The following is a 25,872-nucleotide window of genomic DNA, read 5'->3' on the forward strand; positions in this document are numbered from 1 at the left end:
TCATGTCCGTCACCCCGGGCATGCTGCCCGAGCCGGCCGGTACCGCGCAACCGACCTAAGGGAGATCTAATACTTCGGCGGCGGCTCCACCGCGTCGCCGACGGCGATGGTCGGCCCGGTCCGGGTCCGACCGGGGCGGTCTCGGGAAGCGCCCCGGTCGCACCGCACGACCCGCACCACGCGACCCGCACCACGCGACCCGCACCGCGCGCCGCTCACCGCATGACCCTCACCGCGCGCCGCTCGCCACCCGGCCCGCACCACGGGTGCCTCACCAGACGGCGCCGATGCCGTCGCCCGGGTACCAGTGCCCGGCCGGGGTCTCCCGGTAGGCGAGGAACCGGCGGCCGGTCTGCTCGGCGTGCTCGGCGAGGACGTTGGTGGCGGTGACGTTGTCGGTGAGCAGCAGCGCGCCGCGGGCCAGCTTCGGCTCGACCGCGGTGAACTCGCGCCGCTCGTGGGCGGCGCTGTGGTCGCTGTCGTGCAGGAAGACGTCGACCGGGCGGTCGAGCCGCTCGATCGAGGCGATCGAGTCGCCGATGACCAGGTCGACCACCTCCGACCAGGGCTCGGTGGCGGCCAGGTACCCCGCCTCCGGGTTGATGTCGAGCGCGGTGAGCCGGCCGGGGTGGCCCTCCCGCGCGTTGCGCAGCAGCGCCGCCGCGAGTACGCAACTGCCGAGCCCCTTGTCCACGCCGGTCTCCACGACGTGGCCGGGGCGGACCACCCGCAGGATCGCGTACCAGCCGATCCGGCGGGCGTAGCGGACCCGGCGGTCGGCGAGCCCGCGTCGGGCCGCGTTGGCGGTGACGTGCTCGATGTGCGCCCGCAGGCGCTCGTCGGATTCGATCTCGGAGAGGTACCCGCGTACCCGCGCCACCGGGGCGTCGCAGACGGTACTGACGAACCAGGCGAGGTGCTCCCGGCTCAGGCGGGTCAGGTCGTAGGTGTAGTTGTGGTGTTCGCGCGAGGTCAGCAGCCACCGGGCCGAGACGCCGAGCAGCCGCGCGTCGTGTCGGGCGACCCGGGCGAGTCGCTTGGGGAAGGCGGCGACCGGCGCGAGCCGGGTCCGGGCTACCGCCCGGCGGAGCGTCGTCCCATCCATGACGATGGTTTTATCATCCCGCGGGCCAGGTCATTGTGCCGTGAATGATTTTATGCATAGAGTCAGCTCGTGAATGACGGTGCTGCCATCGGAACCGCCCCGCCCACGGACCGGGTCCTCGACCTGTTCCAGGGCATCCGGCTGACCCCGACCCAGCGGCGCATCGCGCACAGCCTGGTGCAGCACGCCACCTCCGCCGCGTACCTGTCGGCCGCCGAGGTCGCCGAGCTGGCCCGGGTGAGTCAGCCCTCGGTGACCCGCTTCGCGATGGCGCTCGGCTACGACGGCTATCCGGCACTGCGCCGGCGGCTGCGCGAGATCACTGGTACGGGATCCGTCCCGCCGACCGGCGCCTCGCCCGGCGACAACGAGATGCAACGCGCCATCCGCGCCGAGGCGGGCAACCTGCACCGGCTGGCCGACCAGCTCGCCGACCGGGACCGGATCACCGCCGCGGGCTCGCTGCTCGCCGCCACCCGACCCCTGCCGGTCCTCGGCCTGCGCGCCGCCGCGCCGCTGGCCGCCTACTTCGCCTACTTCGCCGCCAAGGTCCATCCGGACGTCCGGGTACTGGACTCGGGAGGCAGCCTGCTGACCGACCGGCTGGAGCAGGCCCGGGCCGCCGGGGCGACCGCCCTGCTGGCCATCGTGCTGCCGCGCTACCCGCGCGAGTCGCTGGACGCCCTGCACGCGGCGCGGGCGGCGGGACTGGCCGTCGTGGTGATCACCGACTCGGCGGTCAGCCCCGCGGCCGAGTACGCCGACGTCACGCTCGACGCGGCCGTCGGCGCGCAGCTCGTCTTCGACCTGCACACCGCCCCGATGGCGTTGTCCATGGTGGTGCTCCAGGCGATCTGCGACGCCGCCCCCGCCGAGACCCAGCGCCGACTGGAGGAGTTCGAACGCTCCGCCGCCCAACGCCAGTTGTTCGTCGGTTGACCGTAACCGCCGGAACCCGCCCGCGCCGAGGCTCCTCGACGCGGGCGGGCCGGGAGCCGTCAGGAGGAAAGCGATGCCCGAGCCGATCCGCGCGCCGCGCGGTACCGCTCTCACCGCCAAGGGCTGGCCGCAGGAGGCCGCCCTGCGGATGCTGATGAACAACCTCGACCCGGACGTCGCCGAGCGCCCCGAGGACCTGGTGGTCTACGGCGGCACCGGGCGGGCCGCCCGGGACTGGCCGTCGTACCACGCGCTGGTCCGTACGCTGCGGGAACTCGCCGACGACGAGACGATGCTGGTGCAGTCCGGCCGGCCCGTCGGGGTGCTGCGCACGCACGAGTGGGCGCCCCGGGTGCTGCTGGCCAACTCCAACCTCGTCGGCGACTGGGCCACCTGGCCGGAGTTCCGCCGGCTGGAGCAGCTCGGCCTGACCATGTACGGCCAGATGACCGCCGGATCGTGGATCTACATCGGCACCCAGGGCATCCTCCAGGGCACGTACGAGACGTTCGCCGCCGTCGCCGCGAAGCTCGCCGCGGCCGGCGGCACGCCCGAACCCGGCACCGGCAGCCTGGCCGGGACGCTGACCCTCACCGCCGGCTGCGGCGGCATGGGCGGGGCGCAGCCGCTCGCGGTCACCATGAACGGCGGGGCCGTGATCGTCGTCGACGTGGACCCGAGCCGGCTGGCGCGCCGGGTGCAGACCCGCTACCTCGACGTGGTCGCGGACTCGCTGGACGAGGCGGTGGCGCTGGCGGTGGCGGCCAAGCGGAAGCGGCGCGCCCTCTCGGTCGGCGTGGTCGGCAACGCCGCGACCGTCTTCCCCGAACTGCTGCGCCGGGGCGTCGAGATCGACATCGTCACCGACCAGACCAGCGCCCACGACCCGCTGTCGTACCTGCCGGAGGGGGTCGAGCTGGCCGACGCGGCGGCGTACGCGGCCGCCAAGCCGGCCGAGTTCACCGAGCGGGCCCGCGCCTCGATGGCGAAGCACGTGGCGGCGATGGTCGGCTTCCTCGACGCCGGCGCCGAGGTCTTCGACTACGGCAACTCGATCCGCGGCGAGGCGCAACTCGGCGGGTACGAGCGGGCCTTCGACTTCCCCGGCTTCGTACCGGCGTACATCCGGCCGCTCTTCTGCGCCGGCAAGGGGCCGTTCCGCTGGGCCGCGCTCTCCGGCGACCCGGCCGACATCGCCGCCACCGACCGGGCGGTGCTCGACCTCTTCGGCGAGAACGACGCGCTGGCCCGGTGGATCCGGCTCGCTGGCGAGCGGGTCGCCTTCCAGGGGCTGCCCGCCCGGATCTGCTGGCTCGGCTACGGCGAACGGGACGTCGCCGGGGTCCGCTTCAACGAGATGGTCGCCTCCGGCGAGCTCTCCGCCCCGGTCGTGATCGGCCGCGACCACCTGGACGCCGGCTCGGTCGCCTCCCCGTACCGGGAGACCGAGGCGATGGCCGACGGCTCCGACGCCATCGCCGACTGGCCGCTGCTCAACGCCCTGGTCAACACCGCCAGCGGCGCCTCCTGGGTCTCCATCCACCACGGCGGCGGGGTCGGCATCGGCCGCTCCATCCACGCCGGCCAGGTCTGCGTCGCCGACGGCACCGCGCTGGCCGGGCAGAAGATCGAACGGGTGCTCAGCAACGACCCGGCGATGGGCGTGCTCCGGCACGTCGACGCCGGCTACCCCGAGGCCCGTACCGTCGCCGAGGCCACCGGCCTGCGCGTCCCGACCGCCGAGCGATGAGGGAGGATCCGGTGTCGTCACAGCCCGCGTCGTCGCAGCCCGTGGCGGACGCGCCGCTGGTCGAGCGGTTCCGGGCCAGCTGGGACGAGATCGCCCCGATCGGCCGGGACCCGGGCAGCGGCGGCTACCTGCGGTACGCCTGGACCGAGCCGGAGCTGCGGCTGCGCGAGTGGTTCCGGCGGCAGGCCGCGCTGCGGGGGCTGCCGGTCGAGTCCGACGGCAACGGCAACCTCTTCGCCTGGTACGCCCCGGCGGGCGCGGACGGTCCCGCCGTGCTGCTCGGGTCGCACTTCGACTCGGTACCGCACGGCGGCGGCTACGACGGCCCGCTCGGAATCGTCAGCGCCCTGCTCGCCCTCGACGAGGTACGCGCCCGAGGGCTGGACCCGCGCCGCCCGGTCGGGGTGGCCGCCTTCGCCGAGGAGGAGGGCTCCCGCTTCGGCGTACCCTGCCTCGGTTCCCGCCTGCTCACCGGCGCGCTCGACGCCGAGCGGGCGGCGGCGCTGACCGACCGCGACGGCGTCACCCTGGCCGAGGCGATGGGCGGCCGGCCGGCGGGGGCCCGGCCCGAGCTGCTCGCCCGCGTCGGCGCCTTCGTCGAGCTGCACATCGAGCAGGGGCGCGCCCTGGTCGACCTGGGCGCGCCGGTCGGGGTGGCGAGCGGGATCTGGCCGCACGGCCGCTGGCGGCTGGACGTGACCGGCGAGGCCAACCACGCCGGTACGACCCGGATGGCCGACCGGCACGACCCGATGCTCACCTTCGCGTTCGCGGTGCTGGCGGCGAACAAGGAGGCGCGGCTGCGCGACGCGCACGCCACGGTCGGCCGGGTACTGGTCGAGCCGAACGCCACCAACGCCATCCCGGCCCTGGTACGCGGCTGGCTGGACGCCCGGGCGGCCGACGCCGCCACCCTCGACGGCCTGGTCGACGCGGTACGGCGGCGGGTCGACGAACGGGCGGCCCGGGACGGTACCGCGGTGGCCTGGACGGCGGAGTCGGTGACCCCGCCCGTGGCGTTCGACGGCGGGCTGGCCGGGGAGCTCGGGCGGCTCCTCGGCGGCGGGGTACCGGTGCTGCCGACCGCGGCCGGCCACGACGCCGGGGTGCTCTCGGCGCACGTACCGACGGCGATGCTCTTCGTCCGCAACCCGACCGGCGTCTCGCACTCGCCGGCCGAGGCGGCGACCGACGCGGACTGCGCGGCCGGCGTGGCGGCCCTCGCCGACGTGCTGGCGGAGCTGGCATGCCGCCCCTGACCGCCCTGACGGACGCGCGGCTGCACGCCGAACACGCCTGGCTGGGCCACGACTCAAACCGGCCCGACGACAACGCGCCCGGCGGCGACGGGCCCGGCGGCCTGGACCGGATCGCCGAGGACGTCCTGATCGAGGTCGTCGCCGGGCGGATCGCCGCCGTCACGGCCGGGGTACGCCCCGCGCCGGCCGACGCACTCCGGCTGACCGGACTCACCCTGCCCGGGCTCGCCAACGCCCACTCGCACGCCTTCCACCGGGCGCTGCGCGGGCGCACCCACCGGGGGCGCGGCACCTTCTGGAGCTGGCGGGACCGGATGTACGAGGTCGCCGCCCGGCTCGACCCGGAGAGCTACCTGGCGCTGGCCCGGGCCACGTACGCCGAGATGGCGCTGGCCGGCGTCACCTGCGTCGGGGAGTTCCACTACCTGCACCACGCGCCGGACGGCGGCCGGTACGCGGACCCGAACGAGATGGGGACCGCGCTGGTACGGGCCGCCGCCGAGGCCGGCATCCGGATCACGCTGCTCGACACGGCGTACCTGACCGCGTCGGTGGCGGGCGAACCGCTGACCGGGCCGCAGCGGCGCTTCGGCGACGGCGACGCGGCACGCTGGGCGGAGCGGGTCGCCGCGTTCCCCACCCCCGCCGACCACGCCCGCCTCGGCGCCGCCATCCACTCGGTCCGCGCCGTACCGGCCGAGCAGCTGCCCGAGGTGGCGCGCTGGGCCGAGGCCGCGGGCGCGCCGCTGCACGTGCACCTCTCCGAGCAGCGCGCCGAGAACGAGGCGTGCCTGGCGTACCACCGGCGGACGCCGACCGCGCTGCTCGCCGACGCGGGCGCGCTCGGTCCGCGTACCACCGCCGTGCACGCCACCCACCTGACCGCGGCCGACCGGCGCGCGCTCGGCGGGCACGGCGCCGGGGTCTGCCTCTGCCCCACCACCGAGCGGGACCTCGCCGACGGGATCGGGCCGGCGCGGGCCCTGGCCGACGCGGGCAGCCCGCTCAGCCTCGGTACCGACAGCCACGCGCTGATCGACCTCTTCGAGGAGGCCCGGGCGGTGGAGCTGGACGAGCGGCTGCGCACCGAGGAGCGCGGGCACTTCACCCCCGGCGAGCTGCTGCGCGCCGCCGGACCGGCCGGGCACGCGGCGCTGGGCTGGCCCGACGCCGGGCGGATCGCCCCGGGCGCCCGCGCCGACCTGGTCACCGTCCGGCTGGACCGGGTACGCACCGCCGGCGTGCCGCCGATCGGCGCGGTCTTCGCGGCCACGGCCGCCGACGTCGACCATGTGATGGTGGACGGCCGGACGGTCGTGCGCGACGGCCGGCACCTCACCCTGGACGTGCCGGCCGAGCTGGCCCGGGCCATCGCCGCCGTGGTGGGCCCATGAGCAGCGGGAGGACGGCCGGATGAGGCTCCTGGTGGAGAACATCGGCGAGCTGGTCACCAACGTGGCCGGCACCGGGAGCGGCGGGCCCCTCGGGCTGCGCCGGCACGCCGCCGTGCTGGTCGAGGAGGGCCGGATCGCCTGGATCGGCCCCTCCCGGTACGCCCCCGCCGCCGACCGCCGGCTCGACGCGGCCGGCGGGGCGGTGCTGCCCGGCTTCGTCGACAGCCACGCCCACCTGGTCTTCGCGGGCGACCGGGCCGCCGAGTTCGCCGCCCGGATGGCCGGCGAGCCCTACACCGGCGGCGGCATCCGCACCACGGTCGCCGCCACCCGCGCGGCCGGCGACGCGGAGCTGCGCGACAACGTCCGGCGCCTGCGCGACGAGGCGCTACGGCAGGGCACCACCACCATCGAGATCAAGAGCGGGTACGGCCTCAGCGTCGCCGACGAGGCCCGCTCGCTGCGGATCGCCGCCGAGTTCACCGCCGAGACCACCTTCCTCGGCGCGCACGTGGTCCCGCCCGAGTACGCCGACCGCCCGGACGACTACGTCGGCCTGGTCTGCGGGCCGATGTTGCGCGCCGCGACGCCGTACGCCCGCTGGATCGACGTCTTCTGCGAGGGGGGCGCCTTCGACGCCGACCACGCCCGCGCGATCCTCACCGTCGGCCAGGCCGCCGGGCTCGGCGTACGGCTGCACGCCAACCAGCTCGGTCCCGGTCCCGGGGTACGCCTCGCGGTGGAGCTCGGCGCGGCCAGCGCGGACCACTGCACCCACCTGTCGGAGGCCGACGTCGAGGCGCTCGCCGGCTCGGAGACGGTGGCGACGCTGCTGCCCGGGGCCGAGTTCTCGACCCGGTCGCCGTACCCGGACGCGCGCCGCCTGCTCGACGCGGGCGCCACGGTGGCGCTCGCCACGGACTGCAACCCCGGCTCGTCGTACACCTCGTCGATGCCGTTCTGCGTCGCGCTCGCCGTACGCGAGATGGGCATGACCCCCGCGGAGGCCGTCTGGGCGGCGACCGCCGGCGGCGCGCGGGCGCTGCGCCGCGACGACATCGGGGTGCTGCGCCCCGGCGCGCGGGCCGACCTGATCGTCCTCGACGCCCCGTCCCACCTGCACCTGGCCTACCGGCCGGGAGTACCACTGATCGCCCAGGTCCTGCACAACGGAGTACCGCAATGGCAGTAGTGACAGTCCAGCCCACCGGGGTTTCCCCCGCCGACGTCCTGGCGGTGGCCCGGTCCGGCGCCACCGTGGCGCTCGACCCCGCCACCGTGACGGCGATGTCGACCAGCCGCGAGATCGTGGACCGCATCGAGCGGGACGGACGGCCCGTGTACGGCGTCTCGACCGGCTTCGGCGCGCTGGCCAACACCTCGATCGCCCCGCAGCGCCGGGCCGAGCTGCAACACGCGCTGATCCGCTCGCACGCCGCCGGGGTCGGGGCGCCGATGCCGCGCGAGGTGGTCCGGGCGATGATGCTGCTGCGGATCCGGTCCCTGGCGCTCGGGCACTCCGGGGTACGCCCGCTGGTCGCGCAGGCCCTCGTCGACCTGCTCAACCACGACGTCACCCCATGGGTACCGGAGCACGGCTCGCTCGGCGCCTCCGGCGACCTGGCCCCGCTGGCGCACTGCGCGCTGGTCCTGCTCGGCGAGGGCTGGACCGTCGGGCCGGACGGCACCCGGCAGGAGGCGGCGGCGGCGCTGCGGGCGGCCGGGCTCGCCCCGATCGAGCTGGCCGCCAAGGAAGGGCTCGCGCTGATCAACGGTACCGACGGCATGCTCGGCATGCTGCTGCTCGCCAGCTCCGACGCCGCGCACCTGTTCACGATGGCCGACGTCACGGCGGCGCTGGCGATCGAGGCGATGCTCGGTACCGACCGTCCGTTCCAGCCCGAGCTGCACGCCATCCGGCCGCACCCCGGGCAGGCCGTCTCGGCCGCCAACATCCACCGGCTGCTCCAGCACTCGGCGATCATGGACTCGCACCGGAACGACCTGGCGCACGCGGTCCAGGACGCGTACTCGATGCGCTGCGCGCCGCAGGTCGCCGGCGCCGCCCGGGACACCCTCGGCTTCGTCGAGGGCGTCGCCGCGCGGGAGCTGCGCTCGGTCGTGGACAACCCGGTGGTGCTCCCGGATGGGCGGGTCGAGTCGACCGGCAACTTCCACGGGGCGCCGCTCGGCTTCGCCGCCGACTTCCTCGCCATCGCCGCCGCCGAGGTCGGGGCGATCGCCGAGCGGCGGGTGGACCGGCTGCTCGACGTCACCCGCTCCCGCGAACTGCCGGCGTTCCTGACCCCGGACCCGGGCGTCAACTCCGGGCTGATGATCGCCCAGTACACGGCGGCCGGGATCGTCGCGGAGAACCGCCGGCTCGCCGCGCCCGCCTCGGTCGACTCGCTGCCGACCAGCGGGATGCAGGAGGACCACGTCTCGATGGGCTGGGCGGCGACCAAGAAGCTGCGTACCGTCCTCGACAACCTGACCAGCCTGCTCGCGGTGGAGCTGCTCGCGGCGGTACGGGGGCTCCAGCTGCGGGCCCCGCTGACCGCCTCCCCGGCCGGGCGCGCCGCGGTCGCCGCCGTACGGGAGTTCGCCGGCGACCCGGGGCCGGACATCTTCCTCGCCCCGGCGATGGAGTCCGCCCGCGCCGCGATCTCCGGGCGGAAGCTGCGGAGCGCGATCGAGGCGGAGGTCGGCCCGCTGGGTTGAGCCGGGACCGGGCCCGCCGGCGGATCACAGGCCGCCCTGGTCGAGCAGGGCGTCGATGCGGTCGTCGATGGCGTGGCTGGTGTCCTGTGCGGTGGCGAGGGTACGCATGGCGGTGTTGAACTGGTCGGCCTGGTCGGCGTCGAGCGCCTTCTGGCAGTTCTGGCTCCCCTGCCAGGCGAGCACGACGAACTTCTCCCACAGTTTCTGGGCCTCGGCGTCCGGGACCCGGAAGTAGCGGACGGCGGCGCGGGCGAAGTCGCTGATCTCGACGCAGAGCGGGCGGACGTCGTCCATCTGGTCGAGGGTTCGGCCCGCCCGCACCGCCGTGGTGACGGCGGCGAACAGGTCGCGGCGGCCGTGGTAGAAGCGGTCCATCAGTTCGTCGCCGCCGAGGTCGCGCCACGCGTCGACCTGCATCGCCAGCGACCGGGCCGACACCGGCGCGTCGACGACCTTGTACCCGCTCTGCTGGCCGAAGCGTTGGGCCTCTCGGGCCTCGGGCAGGCGAGCCGCGTAGGGCGCCCGCTGCACGGCGTGCACGCCGGCCACCGCGAGCCCGGTCGCCACGAGGGCGAGCGCGCAGGTACGCGCCAACGCCATCGACCGGGGACGGCCGGGGCGCGGCGTGGCGCGCGAGCGGGGCAGCGCCACCACGCCCGCCACGAGCACGGCGAGTGGGAGCGCCGGCAGCAGGGTGAGGGTGAGCAGCCGCTGTGTCACGGCGAGGTTCCAGTCGCACGGTCCCTCCCCGAGGGTCAGCGCGGGCACGCAGCCGTCGGAGGCGCGGAGCACGACCACGGCGGCGAAGGCGAACAGCGTCGCGGTGCCCCCGGCGATCAGGGCGGCGGGGAGCCGGTACGCGGGCACGGCCAGCCGGGCGGCGACGGCGGCCACGGCCGCCGCGACGAGTAATACCAGGATGTTTCCGGCCAGGAACGTCACCATGGCGGCGGTGGCCGAGGGTCCGGTCCGTGCGTCGGCGTGCAGCCAGGCCGAGAGCGCGACCGCGGCCAGGCCCCCCGCGGCCCCGCCGACCAGGGCGGGGACGAGCACCCGACGCAGACCCGGCAGGGGCTGCCACGGCGGAACCGGGTCGCTGTCGCCTACGGCACGGCGCATCCAGCGGGGTGCCTCGGTGCCGGCGCGCGGTAGCCACGCCAGCAGCGGGGTCACCCACAGGCCGACGATCGCCAGCACGGCCAGCGGCGGGTTGGCCATGACGGACCCCATGACCATGGTCAGCACGTACGCGTGGTCGAGCGCCGAGGCCGGTGGATGGTCCAGTTCCCGGCCGACGAAGTAGGTCAGCTGGTAGTCCCGGAGCCCGGCGACGTCGAACGACCATCCGGCGGCGAAGCCGACCCCCATGCTCTGCCACCAGAGGAACCAGAGCGACAGCGCCAGGGCGGCGGTGGAGACGTTCAGCAGGGCCACCCCGCGCAGTGACCGGCCCCGCCAGGCGGCCACCCAGAGCCGCGCGCACTGCGACAGCCACCAGGTGAACGCGGTGGCGGCCACGACGACGAGCACGAGCGTCCAGGGCCGCGCGGGCAGCCACTCGTTGACCGTGCCCTGGCCCGCGGCCGCGCCGCCGGCCGCCAGTCCGAGCCCGAGCCAGAGTCCCGCCCGTACGCTGGACGGGGCCGGTTGACCGGTGAGCACCGCGTACACCACGGCGCGCCACAGCGCGGTGCCGACCACGCCCGCGACCAGCGCGGCGGCCAGCAGCGCCACCGCGTGCTGCATCCAGGTGGTCACCAGGTAGTACTGGGTGATCGCGTAGGCGATGTGCGTGTGCATGACGGCCGCGGCCACGCCGGTCAGCGCCAGCGGGAGCGCGCGGACGCCGAAGAGCACGGCGGGGTCGGCCAGCGCGGCCCGCCGGACGTCCCAGCGCGGGTGCGGGTGCCACAGTTGCGCGAACGCGCGCACGGCCCGCCGTGCCCGCCCGTCGACCGGGTCCACCACCGGCGTGGACCAGCCCCGGGGGTCGGCGCCCCAGCGTACGGCGGCCAGGTCGGCGTAGACCTCGCGGCTGTGCAGCACGTCGTTGCGGGCGAGGTAGACCAGCACGGCGAGCAGACAGGTGATCAGCAGGCTGCGGGTGACGATGGGAGCCTCGGCGGACCAGAGCGTCGACCCCGACGTGGTGTGGAACCTCCACGCGCACCACGCCAGGAACGGCGGGAGGGCCACGGCCACGTACACCCGCCACATCGCGACGGTGAGGTAGGTGATCGTCACGTCCCGGTTGGCGATGTGGGCGAGTTCGTGCAGCAGCACCGCCCGGAACCGCGGCGGGTCGGTGGTCCGGGTGACGAGCAGGCCGCCGTCCAGGCGCATCGTCGCCCGGCCGGTCCGGCCGAAGACGACCGCCCCGTCGGTGACCATCGCGGTCGGGTCGACCACCACGCGCGGCGGCCGGGCGAGACCGGCGGTGGTGGACAACTCGGCCACCGCGCGCCCCATCTCGCCGTCCCGGTCGACGGTCGTCAGCGGCACCACCCGGCCGCGGCGCGCCTTCCACCGGGGCAGTACCCAGAACAGCACGGCGACGCAGGCCACCAGCAACGCCCAGTAGCCGACCAGCCACCATCCCGGCGGTGGAGCCGAGTAACGGTCGCTGCACGAACGGTACGCTTCCCACTGCACGATGCGCTTGGCCATCACGTTGACCGCCGGATCCCGCTCCGGATCCACCCCGGCGGCGAGACCGCAGCTGAAACCGTCGTAGGCGAACACGGCGAGGCCGATGTAGAGCACCATCAGGGTGCTGCTCGCGACCAGCAGCGTGACCAGTAGGACGAACCGCACGCTCGTACCCGCACCGAGCGCCCGCTCGTCGACCCGCGACGTACCCGCCACGGCTACTCCGCCGGGTTCGACGCGCCGCGGTCCGCCGCGAACCCCGGTGCCAACCTGCGCAGGACCGCGTCCGCGAGCGGGGCCGCGGTTTCCGCGTCCAGGCCCCTCCGGAGAAAGAGATCGAGCACGTCCCGACGCAGCTCGGCGCGCTCGTCCTCGGTCAGCTCCGGGATCGTCGCGGGCGGGCGCCGGCCGCGCCGGAGCCTACCCAGCACTCCCCTGACCCCACTGGTCGTACGGTCGACCGCCGCGTCCGCGAATCGCTGCGCCACCTGGTCGAGCACCAACCACAGCACCGGCGTGACCAGCCCGATGATCTCACCCCAACCGAACCCGAGCGGCTCGCGCCGTGCTCCGGCACGGCTCAGCCGGCGTACCACGGTCTCGTGGTCGTAGCCCGCCAGTCCGTCGACCAACGGCAGTTCCTGCGGCGCCACCTCCGCCACCACGTCCCGCACGACATCCCGCACCGCAACGTCCCGCACCGCAACCAAGGTAACCCTCCGTCCGCACCCGTGGCCTTTCAGTAAAGGCCACCCTGGCAACGCGGCACGGCGGTCGGTACACCGGCCGGGCGGGTTGACCCGGCCGGGTGGTGCGGGCGAGATCACCGGCGCGGCGGGTATTGCCTGATCAGCGCCGCGCGCACACTGGGTGGCATGGATCTGCCACCTCCGGCGGCGACGGACGGCGCGTCCGTCGCCCCGGGCCAGCTCGCCGCGGGACGCCTCCGGGCGGCGTGGCTCGCCTACGCCGGGATCGCCGCCTACGCGCTGCTCGCCGCGTTGGCCCGCCCGCTGACCCTGCCGTCGGTCTTCACCGTGCTCGCACCGGGGATCGCCCTGCTCTGGTGGGGTGCCCGGCGGGTACCGCTCCGCGTGGTCGACGCCGGACGCGCCACCGCTGTCACCTGGCTCGGGCTCGGCCTGCTCTTCTGCGCCTGGGAGGTGGTCGCGCTCTGCACCGGCAACGATCCGGCGCACCCGACCTTCAGCATCCTGGCCGACCCGGCCCTGGACACCTATCCGGGCCGGGTCGCCGGCTACCTGCTGTGGCTGAGCACCGGCGCCTGGCTGGTGAGCCGGTGACCGCACGGACCATCATGATCGTCGGCTTCGCCGCGATCATCGCGCTCATGGTCGCCGTGGACCTGGCCGGACGCCGGCCCGACCGGAGGGTCGGCCCGCTCGGTACCGCCCTGGTGGCGGCGATGCGCGGCGGCGCCGGCCGAGTACTCGTCCTCGGCGTCTGGCTCTGGCTCGGGTGGCACTTCCTGGCCCGGTAGGCCAGGTAGACCTACAGCCTGGCCCGGTAGGCCAGGTAGACCTACACCCCGTCATAGTGGGGGAATCGGCTCTTCCCACTCGCCTTCGGTGTAGTGCGTTCCCCTTACGAAGTCGTCATCTCCCAGCAAGATGACCCGGTAGGCGCCCGATGCCGCGAGCGCATCGTAAATCCGGTTTGCCAGCTCCAACTCTCCCGATAGGTCGTACAAGCTCAACCCGATCCTGTACGGGTGGGTTGAGAACGGCTCGAAGTCGGATGGCTCGTAATAGATCTCAAAGCGCCCGGAGGTGCTGACACCAAGAGCCCGTCGCTCACCCTCGAGAATTCTCTGCCAGGACTGCCCCGCGGCATTCGAAACCACCTCGGCGAAACGTTCGAACGGTTGCTCCTGATCCAGAAATCCCACCATCAGGTCGTATTCCCGCACGAACGCCACCGGTGACCTCTCCCTCCCACCAACGAGGCCGCGTGACTGTTCAGATGGTCGTGTCAGCCGCGGGTGGCAGGGACGTCCCCCGGGCGCCGCGGGCCCAGCCGCCGGCGCGGCGGCTCCGGCGCCGGCTTGGCCAACCTGCCAACACGCACCAGGCGGTCACCGTCGTTCGCCGGACGCGACGATTGCCGTGGGTGGCCCGGGTGAAAGTAGGTCGCTCTTCTCGCTCCACATCAAATTCGGTGTGGCCACATCAAATTTGATGTGGAGCGAAAGGAGCAACTTACTTCTTGACCGACTACAGGCCGTGGTCCCTGCGCGTGATCAGTCGCGGTGCCGCAGGCTTCCCGGCAGGCCGTACCAGCGCTCGCTGGCCACCCTGCGGCCCGGCGGCCCGCCCTACGGCAGCACCTTGTCGATCACCTTGGCCAGGGCACGCAGCGCCTTGCCCCGGTGGCTGATCGCGTCCTTCTCCTGCGGCGACAGCTCCGCGTTGGTCCGGATCTGCCCGTCACCCAGGAAGATCGGGTCGTAGCCGAAGCCGCCCTCGCCGCGCGGGGCGCGCAGCAGGCGCCCGGTCTGCCGGCCGTCGACCAGGTGCTCCTTGCCGCCGGGCAGCACCAGCGCCACCGCGCAGACGAACGCGGCGCCCCGGTGCTCGTCCGGTACGTCGCCGATCTGGGCCAGTACCAGGTCGAGGTTGGCCCGGTCGTCGCCGTGCCGGCCGGACCAGCGGGCGCTGAACACCCCCGGCATGCCGTTGAGCGCGTCAACGGCCAGCCCGGAGTCGTCGGCGACCGTGGGCAGGTTGGTACGCCGGCACCCCTCCCGCGCCTTGATCAGCGCGTTCTCGCCGAAGGTCAGTCCCGTCTCGGGCAGCTCGGGGTACTCCGGTACGTCGTCGAGCCCGACCAGCTCGATCCGGTTCGCCCCCAGCGCGCCGTCCAGGATGCGCTGGAGCTCGGCCAGCTTCTTCTTGTTGCGGGTCGCCAACAGCACCCGGGTCATGCCTGCTCCTCAGGTGTGGTCACGGGTCCTCCCGGCGGGGTCACGGCCGCTCCCGGCGCGGTCACGACGCGAGCGCCTTGCGCTGGGCCTCGGAGAGTTCGGCGCAGCCGATCACACCGAGGTCGAGCAGCGTGTCGAGCTGGTCCCGGGCGAAGACGCCCGCCTCGCCGGTGCCCTGCACCTCGACGAAGTCGCCGGTACCGGTACAGACGATGTTCATGTCCACCTCGGCCGTCACGTCCTCGGCGTAGTTGAGGTCGAGCCGGGGCTCCCCCTCGATGATGCCGACGCTGACCGCCGCGACCGAGCGGTGCATCACCTTCTCCGGCTTGCCGGCCAGCGCCTTGCGCCCGGCCAGCCAGGTCACCGCGTCGTGCAGCGCCACGTACGCCCCGGTGATCGCGGCGGTACGGGTCCCGCCGTCGGCCTGGAGCACGTCGCAGTCCAGCACGATCGAGTTCTCGCCGAGCGCCTTCAGGTCGATGCAGGCACGCAGGCTGCGCCCGATCAGGCGGGAGATCTCGTGGGTACGGCCGCCGAGGCGGCCCTTCACGCTCTCCCGATCGGAGCGGGTGGTGGTGGCCCGGGGCAGCATCGAGTACTCGGCGGTGACCCAGCCCAGACCGGAGCCCTTGCGCCAGCGGGGCACGCCCTCGGTGACGCTCGCGGTACAGAGCACCCGGGTGTCGCCGAACTCGACGAGGACCGAGCCCTCCGGATGCATGCTCCAGCTCCGGCTCAGCGTCACCGGTCGCAGTTGGTCGGGCCGCCGCCCATCAGGTCGAGCCATGCCCGCCACCCTATGTCCACGGCGCGGCGGCGTGTCGACGCCCCTCGGCAAAACCGATCAACGACCGGCGACGCGCTCCAGTGCGGCCGGACCCGCGGCGACGTCGGCGGGGCTCGGCGCGGCGCCGTGCGCGCGCAGGAACCCGTCGACCGCGGCCGGCCAGCCGAACTCCTCGGCCCGGGCGCGGGCCGCCGCGCGGCGCCCCTCCTCGGGCCGCGCCAGCACCTCCTGGACCGCCTCGGCGAACGCCTCGCCCGTGCCGGCGGCGGCGGCCCCGGCCGCGCCCACCACCTCGGGCAGTGCGCTCGCGGCGTTGACCACCACCGGGGTACCGCAGGCCAGCGCCTCCAGCCCGGCGAGGCCGAAGGTCTCCACCGGCCCGGGCGCGATCACCACGTCGGCGCTGGCGAGGATCTCCGCCACCGCCTCCCGGCCGGAGAGGAAGCCGGCGAAGTGCACCGGCAGCCGGGCGGCGCGGTACGCCAGCGCGGGGCGGCGCGGGCCGTCCCCGACCACCACCAGGACCGCCGGTACGCCGGCCGCGCGCAGCGCCGCGAGCGCGTCCACCGCCAGCTCGGGCCGCTTCTCGGGCGAGAGCCGGCTGCAGTGCACGAGCAGCACCTCGTCGTCGCGGGCGTAGCGGGCCCGCACCTCCGGCTTGCGCCGGGACGGGTCGAAGGTGACCAGGTCGACGCCGAGCGGCACCTGGTGCAGGTTCGGGGTGCCGAGCCGGCGGAACTCGGCCGCGGCCCAGTCGGTGGTGCAGACGACCCGGTCGTACACCTCGGCGGTACGGGCGTTGAGCCGGTCCGCGAGCCGGTCGCCGAGGCCGCCCGGGGCGCCCCAGACCCGCAGCAGACCGGCGAGGCTCTCGTGCGAGACCATGACCGACGGTACGCCGTTCGCCCGCGCCCACCGGCCGGTCCAGCGCAGCGTCGAGCGGTCGTTGACCTCCAGCCGGTCCGGGGCGAGTTCGTCGAGCAGGCGGGTGAGCCGGCGCCGGCCGGTGAGCACCCGGTACCCGCCGGTCTTCGGCACCACCGGTCCCGGGAGGGTGATCACCCGGTCGGAGCCCTCCATCCGGTCGCCGGCCTCGGCGCCCGGCACCACCAGCACCGGCTCGTGTCCGGCCGCGTGGTAGCCCTCCCCGAGGTTGCGTAGCGCCGTCCGCAGGCCGCCGGAGCGGGGCGTGACGAAGTTGGCCAGCCGGACGATGCGCAACCCGCTACCCCCAGGATCCCGATGGTCAGGCGACGACCGCCTCTGGTCGCGGCGCGGCGGTCCCGGCGCGGACCGCGAGCACCGATCTTGTCCGAAGCCCGCGTCCCCGTCAAAGCGACTGCTCACGTCGATGTCCGTACCGCGAGCGTGCGGGGCGGGTGCGGGGACGGGTACGCGCCGGTGCGCCGGGATGGCGTCCGCTCACGCGGCGAGCCGTACCGGCGCGGGCGTCGCCACGCCCTCGGTCAGCACCGACCGGTAGTGGCCGATCAACTCGTCGCCGACGGCGGTCCAGCTCCGCGCGGCGATGCCCGCCCGCGCCGCCGCGCCGTACGACCGGCGCAGCTGCGTGTCGGCGGCGAGGGCGGCGACCGCCTCGGCGAGGGCGGGACCGTCCTCCGGCGGCACCAGCGTGCCGGTCACGCCGGGCCGGACCAGGTCGACGGGGCCGCCGGCGGCCGGGGCCACCACGGGCAGGCCGCTGGCGAGCGCCTCCTGCACGGCCTGGCCGAACGTCTCGAACGGGCCGGTGTGCGCGAAGATGTCGAGGCTCGCGTAGATCCGGGCGAGCTGGTCGCCGTGCCGGGCGCCGAGGAAGAGCGCGTCGGGCAGGGCCTTCTCCAGGTCCCGCCGGGCCGGGCCGTCGCCGATCACCACGACCCGTACGCCGGGAATGCGGCACGTCTCGGCGAGCAGGTCGACGCGCTTCTCGGCGGCGAGCCGGCCGACGTAGCCGACCAGCACCTCCCCGGCCGGGGCGAGCGCCCGGCGGACCAACTCGTGCCGCTTGGCGGGGTCGAAGCGGACGGCGTCCACGCCCCGCCCCCAGCGCCGTACCCGCTGCACACCGTGCGCGACCAGGTCGGACGCGGCGGAGCTGGACGGGGCCAGGGTGCGGCCGGCGGAGTTGTGGATGTTGCGGATCCAGCGCCAGGCGGCCGCCTCTCCCCAGCCGAGCCGGTAGGCGCGGGCGTACGAGGCGACGTCGGTCTGGTAGACCGCCACGGTGGGGAGCCGGAGCTGTTCGGCGAGGGCGACCGCCCGGGCCCCGAGCACGAACGGGCTGGCCAGGTGCACCACGTCGGGCGCGTGCGAGATCAGCGCCTCGGCGAGCCGGGGCGTCGGCAGGCCGAGCCGAAAACTGCGGTAGCGCGGTACGGCCACGCTCGGCACCCGGACCACCTCGTACGGGTGGGCCCCGGCGATGCGGCGGGTGGCCAGGCTCGGCGCCGGTGCGATGACCACCGGGGTGTGACCCCGCTGGACCAGGTGTTCGGCGACCCGCACGACGGAGTGCGCCACGCCGTTGACGTCCGGTGGAAAGGACTCCGTGACGATCGCGATACGCATGGGCTCACCGTGCGGGTGGCTGCGGTGCATCGAGCGACGCGCGGTTGACCGTGGGGCGAACACTGCGGCACAAGATGTTGTTGCCCGCCGCCGCGCCCCGGCGTAGCGCCGGGTCCGCCGCGCGCCGCGGGCCGCGGGTCAGACGGTGTACCGGGATCCGGGGCGGACCACCTCGACCGGGCCGGCGAAGGCGCCGGAGGCGGCCTCGAAGGTGTCGGCCTCGTTGCCCCAGGCCGCGACCAGGTGGGTGAGCAGGAGCCGTCCCACCTCGGCCTTGGTGGCGATCTCGCCCGCCTCCCGGCCGGTCAGGTGCAGGTCCGGCGGGTTGTCCACCCCGTCGAGGTACGCCGCCTCGCAGAGGAACAGGTCGGCGCCGTGCGCCAGCCGCAGCAGCGCCTCGCAGGGCGCGGTGTCGGAGGAGTAGCAGAGCACCCGGCCGTTCCACTCCAGGCGTACCCCGTAGGTCTCCACGGGGTGGTTGACCCGGTCGACGGTGACCGTGAACGGGCCGAGGGGAAAGCTGCCCGGCTGGAGCCCGTAGAAGGTGTAGACGTCCTCGACCGAGGCCTCGTCCTGGCTGTAGGCGCGCGCGATCCGCTCCGGCGCCCCGACCGGCGCGTACACCGGCAGCGGCGGGTACGGCCCGTCCGGCGCGTACCGGCGCACCACCACGTACGTGACGGCGTCGAGCATGTGGTCGCAGTGCAGGTGGGTGAGGAGCATCGCGTCGACGGAGTTCAGGGTCGCGTAGCGCTGCAACGCCGAGATGGCACCGGAACCGAAGTCGATCAGGAGCCGAAATCCGTCCGCTTCCACCAGGTATGCCGAGCAGGCCGACTCAGGACCGGGGAAGCTCCCCGCACATCCAAGAACGGTCAATCGCATCCGGCTGTCCCGTACTCATTCATGGTCGAGGACAGCGCGCGAACCGCTGGGTCGGAGACCTCCCGGACCACCGGGTCGGAGATCATTGCCGGCGCGTCTGCCACGGTGCGCAGCCTACGCCGCGTCGTGCGAAGGCACGGAAGATCTAGACGGAGTTGTCGCTAACGTGACAGCCGTACTGCCCCGGATCCGCCGTGCTGCGGACGATGCCGTCGAATCCGGCGTTACGCAGCCCATATCCGCCCGTTGCGCAGCGTAGACCTCAGCCGGTTCTCCAGGCAAGCCACTTCCGTACGACCCGGCCCGCACCTGCGCACACCCTAGGCCCAGAGCTGGCCTTCGAGCGCGTCCTCGGCGTCGGCGAGGGTGCCGCCGTACGCTCCGGTCGAGAGGTACTTCCAGCCGCCGTCGGCGACCACGAACGCGACGTCGGCGCGGCGGCCGTCCCGTACCGCCTGGTGCGCGACGGCCAGGGCGGCGTGCAGGATCGCCCCGGTCGAGAAGCCCGCGAAGATCCCCTCCACCTCGACGAGCTGCCGGGTACGCAGCACCGCATCCCGGGTACCGACGGAGAAGCGCCGGGTCAGCACGGTCGCGTCGTACAGCTCGGGCACGTAGCCCTCGTCGATGTTGCGCAGCCCGTAGACCAGCTCGCCGTAGCGCGGCTCGGCGGCGATGATCTCGATGCCCTCGACCTTCTCGCGCAGGTACCGCCCGGTGCCCATCAGGGTGCCGGTGGTGCCGAGCCCGGCCACGAAGTGGGTGATCGTGGGCAGGTCGTGCAGCAGCTCCGGTCCGGTCGTCTCGTAGTGCGCCCGGGCGTTGTCCGGATTGCCGTACTGGAAGAGCGTCACCCAGTCGGGGTGCTCCGCGGCGATCTGCTTGGCGGTCGCCACGGCCTGGTTCGAGCCGCCGGCGGCGGGCGAGAAGATGATCTCGGCGCCGTACATCCGAAGCAGCTGCACCCGCTCGGTGGAGACGTTCTCCGGCATGACGCAGACCAGCCGGTAGCCGCGCAGCTTCGCCACCATGGCCAGGGAGATTCCGGTGTTGCCGCTGGTCGGTTCGAGGATGGTGTCCCCCGGGCGGAGCCGTCCGGCCCGTTCGGCCTCGCGGACCATGAACATGGCCGGGCGGTCCTTGATGCTGCCCGTCGGGTTGCGATCCTCCAGCTTCGCCCAGAGCCGCACCGGCGGCGCCCCCTCGGGCACCGCCGGCGACAGCCGGGGCAGACCGACCAGCGGCGTCCCGCCGCAGGCGTCGAGCAGGCTCTCGTACCGCGCCACGGCGGGCTCCCCTCAGCGGACGGCGACGGTGGCGGCGTGCGAGCTGATCGCGGCCGCCGCGGCGAAGCCGAACGCGCCGCCGGCCACGGCCGGCAGGATCGTGACGGTGTCGCCGTCGGAGACCTTGGCGTTCAGCGAACCGAGGAAGCGCACGTCCTCGTCGTTGACGTAGACATTGACGAACCGGTGCAGGCCGCCCTCGTCGGTGACCAGGCGACCGCGCAGGCCGGAGTACTTGCCGTCCAGGTCGGAGAGCAGATCGCTGAGCGTGTCGCCAGCGCCCTCGACGACCTTGGCGCCGCCGGTGTAGTTGCGCAGGATGGTGGGGATACGAACCTCGATGGCCATGATGCCTTACTCCTGTGGATACGACGGTGAACGAGGAAGGGAACTACGGGTGGGACCGGGCGCGACGCTGAGCCGGAGCGGAGTCAGCGGCCGGAACACTCGTAGTCGACCGTCGTCGGGCTCTGCCCGAACATGTAGGACTGGACGGCGTGCTGGTCCACGCCGGCATCGACGATCCGGACCTCTTCCTCGGTCACCGCACCGTCCACGATGCGGTACGAGCGGATCTCGGCGGTCTCGGGATCGCGGGTCGAGACGAGCAGGTAGTGCGCGCCGGGCTCGCCGGCGAACGAGATGTCGGTGCGCGACGGGTACGCCTCGGTGGCGGTGTGCGAGTGGTAGATGACCACCGGTTCCTCGTCCCGGTCGTCCATCTCCCGCCACACCCGGAGCTGCTCCATCGAGTCGAACTCGTAGAAGGTCATCGACCGGGCGGCGTTGTCCATCGGGATGAGCCGGACCGGGGTGTCGCTGCCGGCCGGTCCCGCGACCACACCGCACGCCTCGTCGGGGTGGTCGCGGCGCGCGTGCGCGACGATCGCGTCGATGATCGACCGGTCGATGCTCAGCACGGCGCCCATGTTACCGACCTGAGCCCGCAATCGCCCCCTCCGGGGCGAGCATCACGTCCGGACCGGCCTGCCGCAGCAGCGCCGCCGCGAACGGGCTCGGCGGGCGACCGGCGGGCAGCGCCACCGACACGGCCCAGTTGTACGCGCAGCCGCGGGTCAGCGGTACGGCGCGCAGCTGGTCGGGCCGCTTCCGCGCGATCGGCCCCGGCACCAGCGCCACGCCCAGCCCGGCGCCCACGAAGTCCAGCAGGCTGTGCACGTCGTTGACCTCCACCACCACCCGGCGCTGGTGCCCGACCGCCGCGAGGGCGTCCTCGGTCACCTCCCGGGCCCCGAAGCCCCGGTGGAAGTCGACGAAGACCTCGTCGCGCAGCTCGGTCCAGCCCACCGCGCCGGCCTCGGCGAGCCAGTGGTCCGGCCGGCAGAGCAGCATCATCGGTTCGACGTACTGCGGGATCAGGTCGAGCTGCTCGGACGCCGCGCCGGTCAGGGCGACGAACGCCAGGTCGAGGCGGCCGGCGCGCAGCTCGGCGGCGATCTCGGTGGAACCGCCCTGCCGGAGCGCGATCTCGACGCCGGGGTGCGCCAGCCGGAAGTCGGCCAGCAGCCGGGGCAGGTTCAGCCGGCCGAGGCACTGCTCGGCCCCGATCGCCAGGGTGCCCCGCAGCAGCCCCTGTACGGCGGCGACGGCCTGCCGGGCGGCGCTGGCGCTGGCCAGCGTGCGGCGGGCCTCGGCCAGCAGCACCCGCCCGGCCTCGGTCAGCTCGACCCGCCGCGTGCTGCGTACGAAGAGCGGCCCGCCCAGCTCCCGCTCCAGTGCCCGGATGGAGGCGGAGAGGCCGGACTGCGCCAGCCGCAGCCGCTCCGCCGCGCGGGTGAAGTGTCGCTCCTCGGCTACCGCGACGAAGTATTCTAAATGTCGCAATTCCACGACTCAGCAGTCTACGTGCTTAATTCGAGCAGCTTCTCCTGTTGGACGCCCGCTCCTGAAGTGGGCAGGCTGGCGTCGAAGGAGGTTTTCATGAAGAGCCGCAAGATTGGCACTGTCGGGGTGGGCGAGGTCGGGCTCGGCGGCATGCCGATGTCCATCGAGGGCCGCCCCGACGACGAGAACCGGTCCATCCGCACCATCCACGCGGCGCTCGACGCCGGCGTCACCTTGATCGACACCGCGGACGCGTACCACATCCACGCGGACGAGGTCGGCCACAACGAGTCGCTGATCGCGAAGGCCCTGCAGAGCTACGGCGGGGACACCTCCGGCGTGCTGGTCGCCACGAAGGGCGGGCACCTGCGCCCCGGCGACGGCAGCTGGACCGTCGACGGGTCGCCGGAGCACATCAAGGCCGCCTGCGACGCGTCGATCAAGCGTCTCGGCGTCGACGCGATCGGGCTGTACCAGTTCCACCGGCCCGACCCGAAGGTGCCGTACGACGAGTCGATCGGCGCGATCCGCGACCTCCTGGACGCTGGCAAGATCCGTATGGCCGGCATCTCGAACGCCAACCCGGCCCAGATCCGGCAGGCCAACGAGATCCTGGGCGGGCGCCTGGTCTCGGTGCAGAACCAGTTCTCGCCGGCGTTCCGCAGCTCAGAGCCGGAGCTGGAGCTCTGCGACGAGCTGGGCATCGCGTTCCTGCCCTGGTCGCCGCTGGGCGGGATCAGCAATGCCGCCGAGCTGGGTACCCGGTTCGTCGCCTTCGCCCGGGTCGCCGAGGAACTGGGGGTGAGCCCGCAGCGGGTCACCCTGGCCTGGATGCTGGCGAAGTCCCCGGTCGTCATCCCGATCCCGGGCGCGAGCCGACCCGAGTCGATCAAGGATTCGGCCCAGGCGGGTGACCTCACCCTCACCCCCGAGCAGTTCGCCGCGCTCGACGCCTAGCCGGCAGGTCGTACCCGCCGGACGGCATCCGGTGGTCGTTGCGCGACCGACGGTCGGTGGGGCCCGCCGTGCCACGCGAAGACATCAAGCCTGACGGGCTTCGCGGGGTACGGCGGGCCCCACCCCCACCGCAACCACGGCCCAGGGCCCCCACCGCAACCACGGCCCAGGGCCCCACCGCAACCACGGCCACGCGAGGCGTCAGTCGACCAGCGCGTTGAGCAGCGACTCCTGCAGGTACCCGAGGTAGGCGTAGACGGAGAGCTGGAACACCCGACTGGAGTCCGGATCGGCGCGCATCGCCTCGTCCAACTCCTCCCCGAGGTCGGTGTCGTCGCGCACCTCCAGGCGTACCCCCATCGCCAGCCGGGCGTCGTTGAGCGCCCGCAGCCACGCCTCGGCGGCCTCGGCGTCCAGGCGGATCTCCCCGCCCGGAGTGTCGGGGAGCGCGGCCAGGATCGCACCCGCCTGATCGATCTTGGCGGTCTTCAGGTCACCTTCGGTGTAGCGGCGGTACTCGGCGGAATCGGCCGGGTTCTCGGGGTAGACGTCGGGGAAGAGGCGCCCCACCACCGGGTCGGTGTGGTCGAACCCCTCGGTGAGCAGCCCCACCACCTCCGAGGCGACCTTGCGCAGCACCCGGACCTCGTCGGCGGCGAGCGTCGCCACGCAGTGCTCGCCCGAACGGCGGAACATCGTCATGCCCGGTCCACCGTCGCCCACAAGCCGTAGCCGTGCAGCTGCGAGGCGTCGTGCTCCATCCGTTCCCGGGCGCCGCTGGAGACCACCGCGCGGCCCTTGTGGTGCACGTCGAGCATCAACTTCTCGGCCTTCTCTCGGCTGTATCCGAAGCACTTCTGGAAGACCCATGTGACGTAGGACATCAGGTTCACGGGGTCGTCCCAGACGATGGTCACCCACAGCCGGTCCGAGGCCGGGATCTCTTCGGTCTCCGGTGCCTCGACCGGAGCAACCTGGGGAGCGGTCACGTCCCCATCGTGCCACCGGGAGCCGGAATCTGATGAACCGGAACACACTGGATGTCCGTAACCAGGCCGTCGAATCGCCGATCCCGTCGGAGCCGCTCGCTAGGCGAGCAGGATGCCATGGTCGATCGCGTCGGTGACGACCGCGCTCAGCGAGAGCTGGACCGCCTCGAACCGCCGTCCGACCTCGCGGGCCAGCTCCAACTCGATCTCGCGCAGCGCCCGCTGGAGCCACGAGCGCGCCTTCGCCCGGTCCGCGTTCGCGGGATTGCACCAGTGCTGGTAGCAGCCGCCGGAGAGGCCGATCCCGAGGCCGGGCAGGACGGCCCGCCGCCGCGCGCCCCGGTACGCGGCCAGCGCGTCGACCGCGCCCTCGCCGAGCACCACGGCCACACCACCGGTACGGGTGACCAACAGCACGCGGGCCAGGTCGCGCGCCCGGCGGTGATCGGCGAAGCCCGCGCGGACGGCGGCGACCAACCGCCGGCGCACCCCCTCCTCGGGCACCTCCCCGAAGACCAGCTCCGCGGTCTCCGCCAGGATCCGCAGCGCCGCCGCGTCGTCGGCGCGCAGGGCGCGCAGCGACAGCCCGTGGACCTCGCGGTCCAGCGCGCCGGGCAGGCCGGGGCAGCCGGCGCCGAAGACGATCTCCTGTACGCAGCGCAGGTGGATGTTGGCCAGTTCGAGCGCGAGGTCCTGACGGGCCCGGTGGGCGTACTCCCGGACCTGCCGTTCGAGCCGGTCCTCCCAGCCGGACTCGGCGGCGTCGGCCCGGACGCGGACGGTACGGGTCGTGCCCGGCGGGACCGGCGGGCTGGCGCTCGCCCGCCGGAGTCCCTCGTCGGCGGCCCAGTCCTTCAACGCCTGTCGCAGGTACGCCGTGTCCCCGGTGGTGGGGTCGAGCGCGAACCAGGGCGCCCGGGTCAGCGACGGCACGGCGGCCAGCAGCGCCGCCCGGTGGGCGTCGACGGTCACCCGGACCCCGTCGACGGGCTCGGCGACCGGCTCCGGCGGCCCGACCTGCTCGGCGGTCGGCGACCCGGGCCCGGCCGGCCCGGCGCCCGGCGCGGCGGGCGAGCCGTCCGAGGGCGCGGGCGAGCCGTCCGGGGTCGCCGCGCCCGCCGCGCCCGGGTCCCGCTCGGCCTGCGTGACGGCGGACCAGCCGCCGGCGGGGCCGGGCGTGACCACGAAGAAGACCCGCACCTGGTTCGCCCCGGCCAGGGCCAGCAGGTCCAGGTCGGCCGCCGCGAGCGCCTGCTCGGCGGAGATGACGAAGAGCAGGGCGCCGCCCCGGTGTGCCGCGTCGAGCAGGACGTGGGTGCCGGCGCGACCGAGCGTCCCGCTGTCGGGCGCGTCGACCAGCGTGAAGTGCCGCAGCAGGGGCTCGTCCAGGGTCAGCTCCACCCGGCGCGGCGGGCGGGCCAGGGCGGGGCTGGCGCCGACCGGCTCGCTGCGGTACTCGTGCGGGTGGCGGTAGCCCGGCAGGAACGCCAGGCCGCCGGCGAGCTGGTCGTAGCCCACCACGAGAAAGCTGCCGGCCGGCACCCGCAGGGCCTCCGTACCGGTGCCGAGCAGCGCGGCGAGAACCGCCTCGCGGCCGGCCCCGCCCGGACCGGTGGCGATCACCGCCAGCGGCTCCTCCACCGCCGGCTCGCCGAGCGGTCCGAAGCCCTCGTCGTCCCGCGCGTCACGCCGCGGCGACGCGGAGACCTGCGCGACCTCGGGACGGCGGTAAGCGGCGACAGCATGGAGCGGTTCGGACTCCATTCGGCGGCCTCTCTCCTGAGCAGC

The 25,872-nt window shown here is 74.1% G+C and carries 25 protein-coding genes; 9 read left to right on the plus strand and 16 right to left on the minus strand.

The window, feature by feature from the left end:
• Positions 1 to 271: 271 nt before the first annotated feature.
• On the minus strand, positions 272 to 1,105 hold the full coding sequence (locus AB0J86_RS05760; RefSeq protein WP_363853097.1) for a class I SAM-dependent methyltransferase: 834 nt from the start codon (positions 1,103 to 1,105) through the stop codon (positions 272 to 274).
• 69 nt (positions 1,106 to 1,174) lie between these two features.
• On the opposite strand from AB0J86_RS05760, the gene AB0J86_RS05765 reads away from it, so the two are divergent.
• The 6 genes from AB0J86_RS05765 to hutH all read left to right on the plus strand — a co-directional run bounded on the left by AB0J86_RS05765 (position 1,175) and on the right by hutH (position 9,168).
• On the plus strand, positions 1,175 to 2,044 hold the full coding sequence (locus AB0J86_RS05765; RefSeq protein WP_363853100.1) for a MurR/RpiR family transcriptional regulator: 870 nt from the start codon (positions 1,175 to 1,177) through the stop codon (positions 2,042 to 2,044).
• Positions 2,045 to 2,117: 73 nt separating this feature from the next.
• Positions 2,118 to 3,794, plus strand: coding sequence for a urocanate hydratase (hutU, locus tag AB0J86_RS05770; RefSeq protein ID WP_363853103.1), 1,677 nt, complete (start codon positions 2,118 to 2,120; stop codon positions 3,792 to 3,794).
• 41 nt (positions 3,795 to 3,835) lie between these two features.
• A complete protein-coding gene (locus AB0J86_RS05775) occupies positions 3,836 to 5,053 on the plus strand; it encodes an allantoate amidohydrolase (RefSeq protein ID WP_363853884.1) in 1,218 nt (405 codons plus the stop codon).
• The gene (locus AB0J86_RS05780; protein WP_363853106.1) at positions 5,041 to 6,447 is read left to right on the plus strand and encodes a formimidoylglutamate deiminase; all 1,407 of its coding nucleotides are present in this window, start codon (positions 5,041 to 5,043) and stop codon (positions 6,445 to 6,447) included. The genes AB0J86_RS05775 and AB0J86_RS05780 overlap by 13 nt, the downstream gene beginning before the upstream one ends.
• Before the next feature lie 19 nt (positions 6,448 to 6,466).
• Complete coding sequence (gene hutI / locus AB0J86_RS05785; RefSeq protein WP_363853108.1) at positions 6,467 to 7,639, plus strand: imidazolonepropionase; 1,173 nt, start codon at positions 6,467 to 6,469, stop codon at positions 7,637 to 7,639.
• Complete coding sequence (gene hutH, locus AB0J86_RS05790) at positions 7,630 to 9,168, plus strand: histidine ammonia-lyase (protein WP_363853110.1); 1,539 nt, start codon at positions 7,630 to 7,632, stop codon at positions 9,166 to 9,168. Before hutI ends, hutH begins: the two co-directional genes overlap by 10 nt.
• A gap of 24 nt (positions 9,169 to 9,192) precedes the next feature.
• On the opposite strand, the gene AB0J86_RS05795 is transcribed toward hutH, so the two are convergent.
• Both AB0J86_RS05795 and AB0J86_RS05800 read right to left on the minus strand, forming a co-directional pair.
• Complete coding sequence (locus tag AB0J86_RS05795; protein ID WP_363853113.1) at positions 9,193 to 12,033, minus strand: M56 family metallopeptidase; 2,841 nt, start codon at positions 12,031 to 12,033, stop codon at positions 9,193 to 9,195.
• A gap of 2 nt (positions 12,034 to 12,035) precedes the next feature.
• Entirely contained in the window at positions 12,036 to 12,518 is a 483-nt protein-coding gene (locus AB0J86_RS05800) for a hypothetical protein (RefSeq protein WP_363853116.1), read from the minus strand.
• Positions 12,519 to 12,692: 174 nt separating this feature from the next.
• Here AB0J86_RS05800 and AB0J86_RS05805 point away from each other — a divergent pair, with 174 nt between their 5' ends.
• Positions 12,693 to 13,121: a hypothetical protein gene (locus AB0J86_RS05805; protein WP_363853119.1), complete on the plus strand. Its 429-nt coding sequence runs from the start codon at positions 12,693 to 12,695 to the stop codon at positions 13,119 to 13,121.
• A complete protein-coding gene (locus AB0J86_RS05810) occupies positions 13,118 to 13,318 on the plus strand; it encodes a DUF6186 family protein (protein ID WP_363853122.1) in 201 nt (66 codons plus the stop codon). The genes AB0J86_RS05805 and AB0J86_RS05810 overlap by 4 nt, the downstream gene beginning before the upstream one ends.
• 51 nt (positions 13,319 to 13,369) lie before the next feature.
• On the opposite strand, the gene AB0J86_RS05815 is transcribed toward AB0J86_RS05810, so the two are convergent.
• From AB0J86_RS05815 to AB0J86_RS05860, 10 genes are all read right to left on the minus strand, one after another.
• Positions 13,370 to 13,756 (minus strand): hypothetical protein, encoded by a 387-nt coding sequence (locus AB0J86_RS05815; protein WP_363853124.1) that lies wholly within the window; start codon positions 13,754 to 13,756, stop codon positions 13,370 to 13,372.
• 396 nt (positions 13,757 to 14,152) lie between these two features.
• Positions 14,153 to 14,761, minus strand: a complete 609-nt coding sequence (rdgB, locus tag AB0J86_RS05820) for an RdgB/HAM1 family non-canonical purine NTP pyrophosphatase (RefSeq protein WP_363853127.1) — start codon at positions 14,759 to 14,761, stop codon at positions 14,153 to 14,155.
• Between the two features lie 61 nt (positions 14,762 to 14,822).
• Entirely contained in the window at positions 14,823 to 15,551 is a 729-nt protein-coding gene (gene rph, locus AB0J86_RS05825; protein WP_363853130.1) for a ribonuclease PH, read from the minus strand.
• Positions 15,552 to 15,608: 57 nt separating this feature from the next.
• Positions 15,609 to 16,772 (minus strand): glycosyltransferase, encoded by a 1,164-nt coding sequence (locus AB0J86_RS05830; RefSeq protein WP_363853132.1) that lies wholly within the window; start codon positions 16,770 to 16,772, stop codon positions 15,609 to 15,611.
• A 201-nt stretch (positions 16,773 to 16,973) separates the two neighbouring features.
• On the minus strand, positions 16,974 to 18,122 hold the full coding sequence (locus tag AB0J86_RS05835; protein WP_363853135.1) for a glycosyltransferase family 1 protein: 1,149 nt from the start codon (positions 18,120 to 18,122) through the stop codon (positions 16,974 to 16,976).
• A gap of 138 nt (positions 18,123 to 18,260) precedes the next feature.
• Positions 18,261 to 19,007, minus strand: coding sequence for an MBL fold metallo-hydrolase (locus AB0J86_RS05840; protein WP_363853136.1), 747 nt, complete (start codon positions 19,005 to 19,007; stop codon positions 18,261 to 18,263).
• Between the two features lie 320 nt (positions 19,008 to 19,327).
• A complete protein-coding gene (locus tag AB0J86_RS05845; RefSeq protein ID WP_363853139.1) occupies positions 19,328 to 20,293 on the minus strand; it encodes a pyridoxal-phosphate dependent enzyme in 966 nt (321 codons plus the stop codon).
• A gap of 12 nt (positions 20,294 to 20,305) precedes the next feature.
• Positions 20,306 to 20,641, minus strand: a complete 336-nt coding sequence (locus AB0J86_RS05850) for a MoaD family protein (RefSeq protein ID WP_363853142.1) — start codon at positions 20,639 to 20,641, stop codon at positions 20,306 to 20,308.
• Positions 20,642 to 20,724: 83 nt separating this feature from the next.
• Entirely contained in the window at positions 20,725 to 21,213 is a 489-nt protein-coding gene (locus AB0J86_RS05855) for a M67 family metallopeptidase (RefSeq protein WP_363853144.1), read from the minus strand.
• A gap of 10 nt (positions 21,214 to 21,223) precedes the next feature.
• Positions 21,224 to 22,144 carry a LysR family transcriptional regulator gene (locus tag AB0J86_RS05860; RefSeq protein WP_363853146.1) on the minus strand — a complete coding sequence of 307 codons (921 nt, stop codon included), beginning with the start codon at positions 22,142 to 22,144 and terminating at the stop codon, positions 21,224 to 21,226.
• Between the two features lie 90 nt (positions 22,145 to 22,234).
• Here AB0J86_RS05860 and AB0J86_RS05865 point away from each other — a divergent pair, with 90 nt between their 5' ends.
• On the plus strand, positions 22,235 to 23,095 hold the full coding sequence (locus tag AB0J86_RS05865; protein WP_363853148.1) for an aldo/keto reductase: 861 nt from the start codon (positions 22,235 to 22,237) through the stop codon (positions 23,093 to 23,095).
• 201 nt (positions 23,096 to 23,296) lie between these two features.
• Here the strand turns inward: AB0J86_RS05865 and AB0J86_RS05870 are convergent, their stop codons facing one another.
• The 3 genes from AB0J86_RS05870 to AB0J86_RS05880 form a co-directional block, all read right to left on the minus strand.
• On the minus strand, positions 23,297 to 23,797 hold the full coding sequence (locus tag AB0J86_RS05870) for a DUF2017 domain-containing protein (protein WP_363853150.1): 501 nt from the start codon (positions 23,795 to 23,797) through the stop codon (positions 23,297 to 23,299).
• Positions 23,794 to 24,084: an ATP-dependent Clp protease adapter ClpS gene (clpS, locus tag AB0J86_RS05875; protein WP_363853153.1), complete on the minus strand. Its 291-nt coding sequence runs from the start codon at positions 24,082 to 24,084 to the stop codon at positions 23,794 to 23,796. The genes AB0J86_RS05870 and clpS overlap by 4 nt, the downstream gene beginning before the upstream one ends.
• Positions 24,085 to 24,183: 99 nt before the next feature.
• Entirely contained in the window at positions 24,184 to 25,848 is a 1,665-nt protein-coding gene (locus AB0J86_RS05880; RefSeq protein WP_363853156.1) for a hypothetical protein, read from the minus strand.
• Positions 25,849 to 25,872: the final 24 nt, after the last annotated feature.

The organism is Micromonospora sp. NPDC049559 (genome assembly GCF_040676675.1).
Classification (GTDB): domain Bacteria; phylum Actinomycetota; class Actinomycetes; order Mycobacteriales; family Micromonosporaceae; genus JBFAPK01.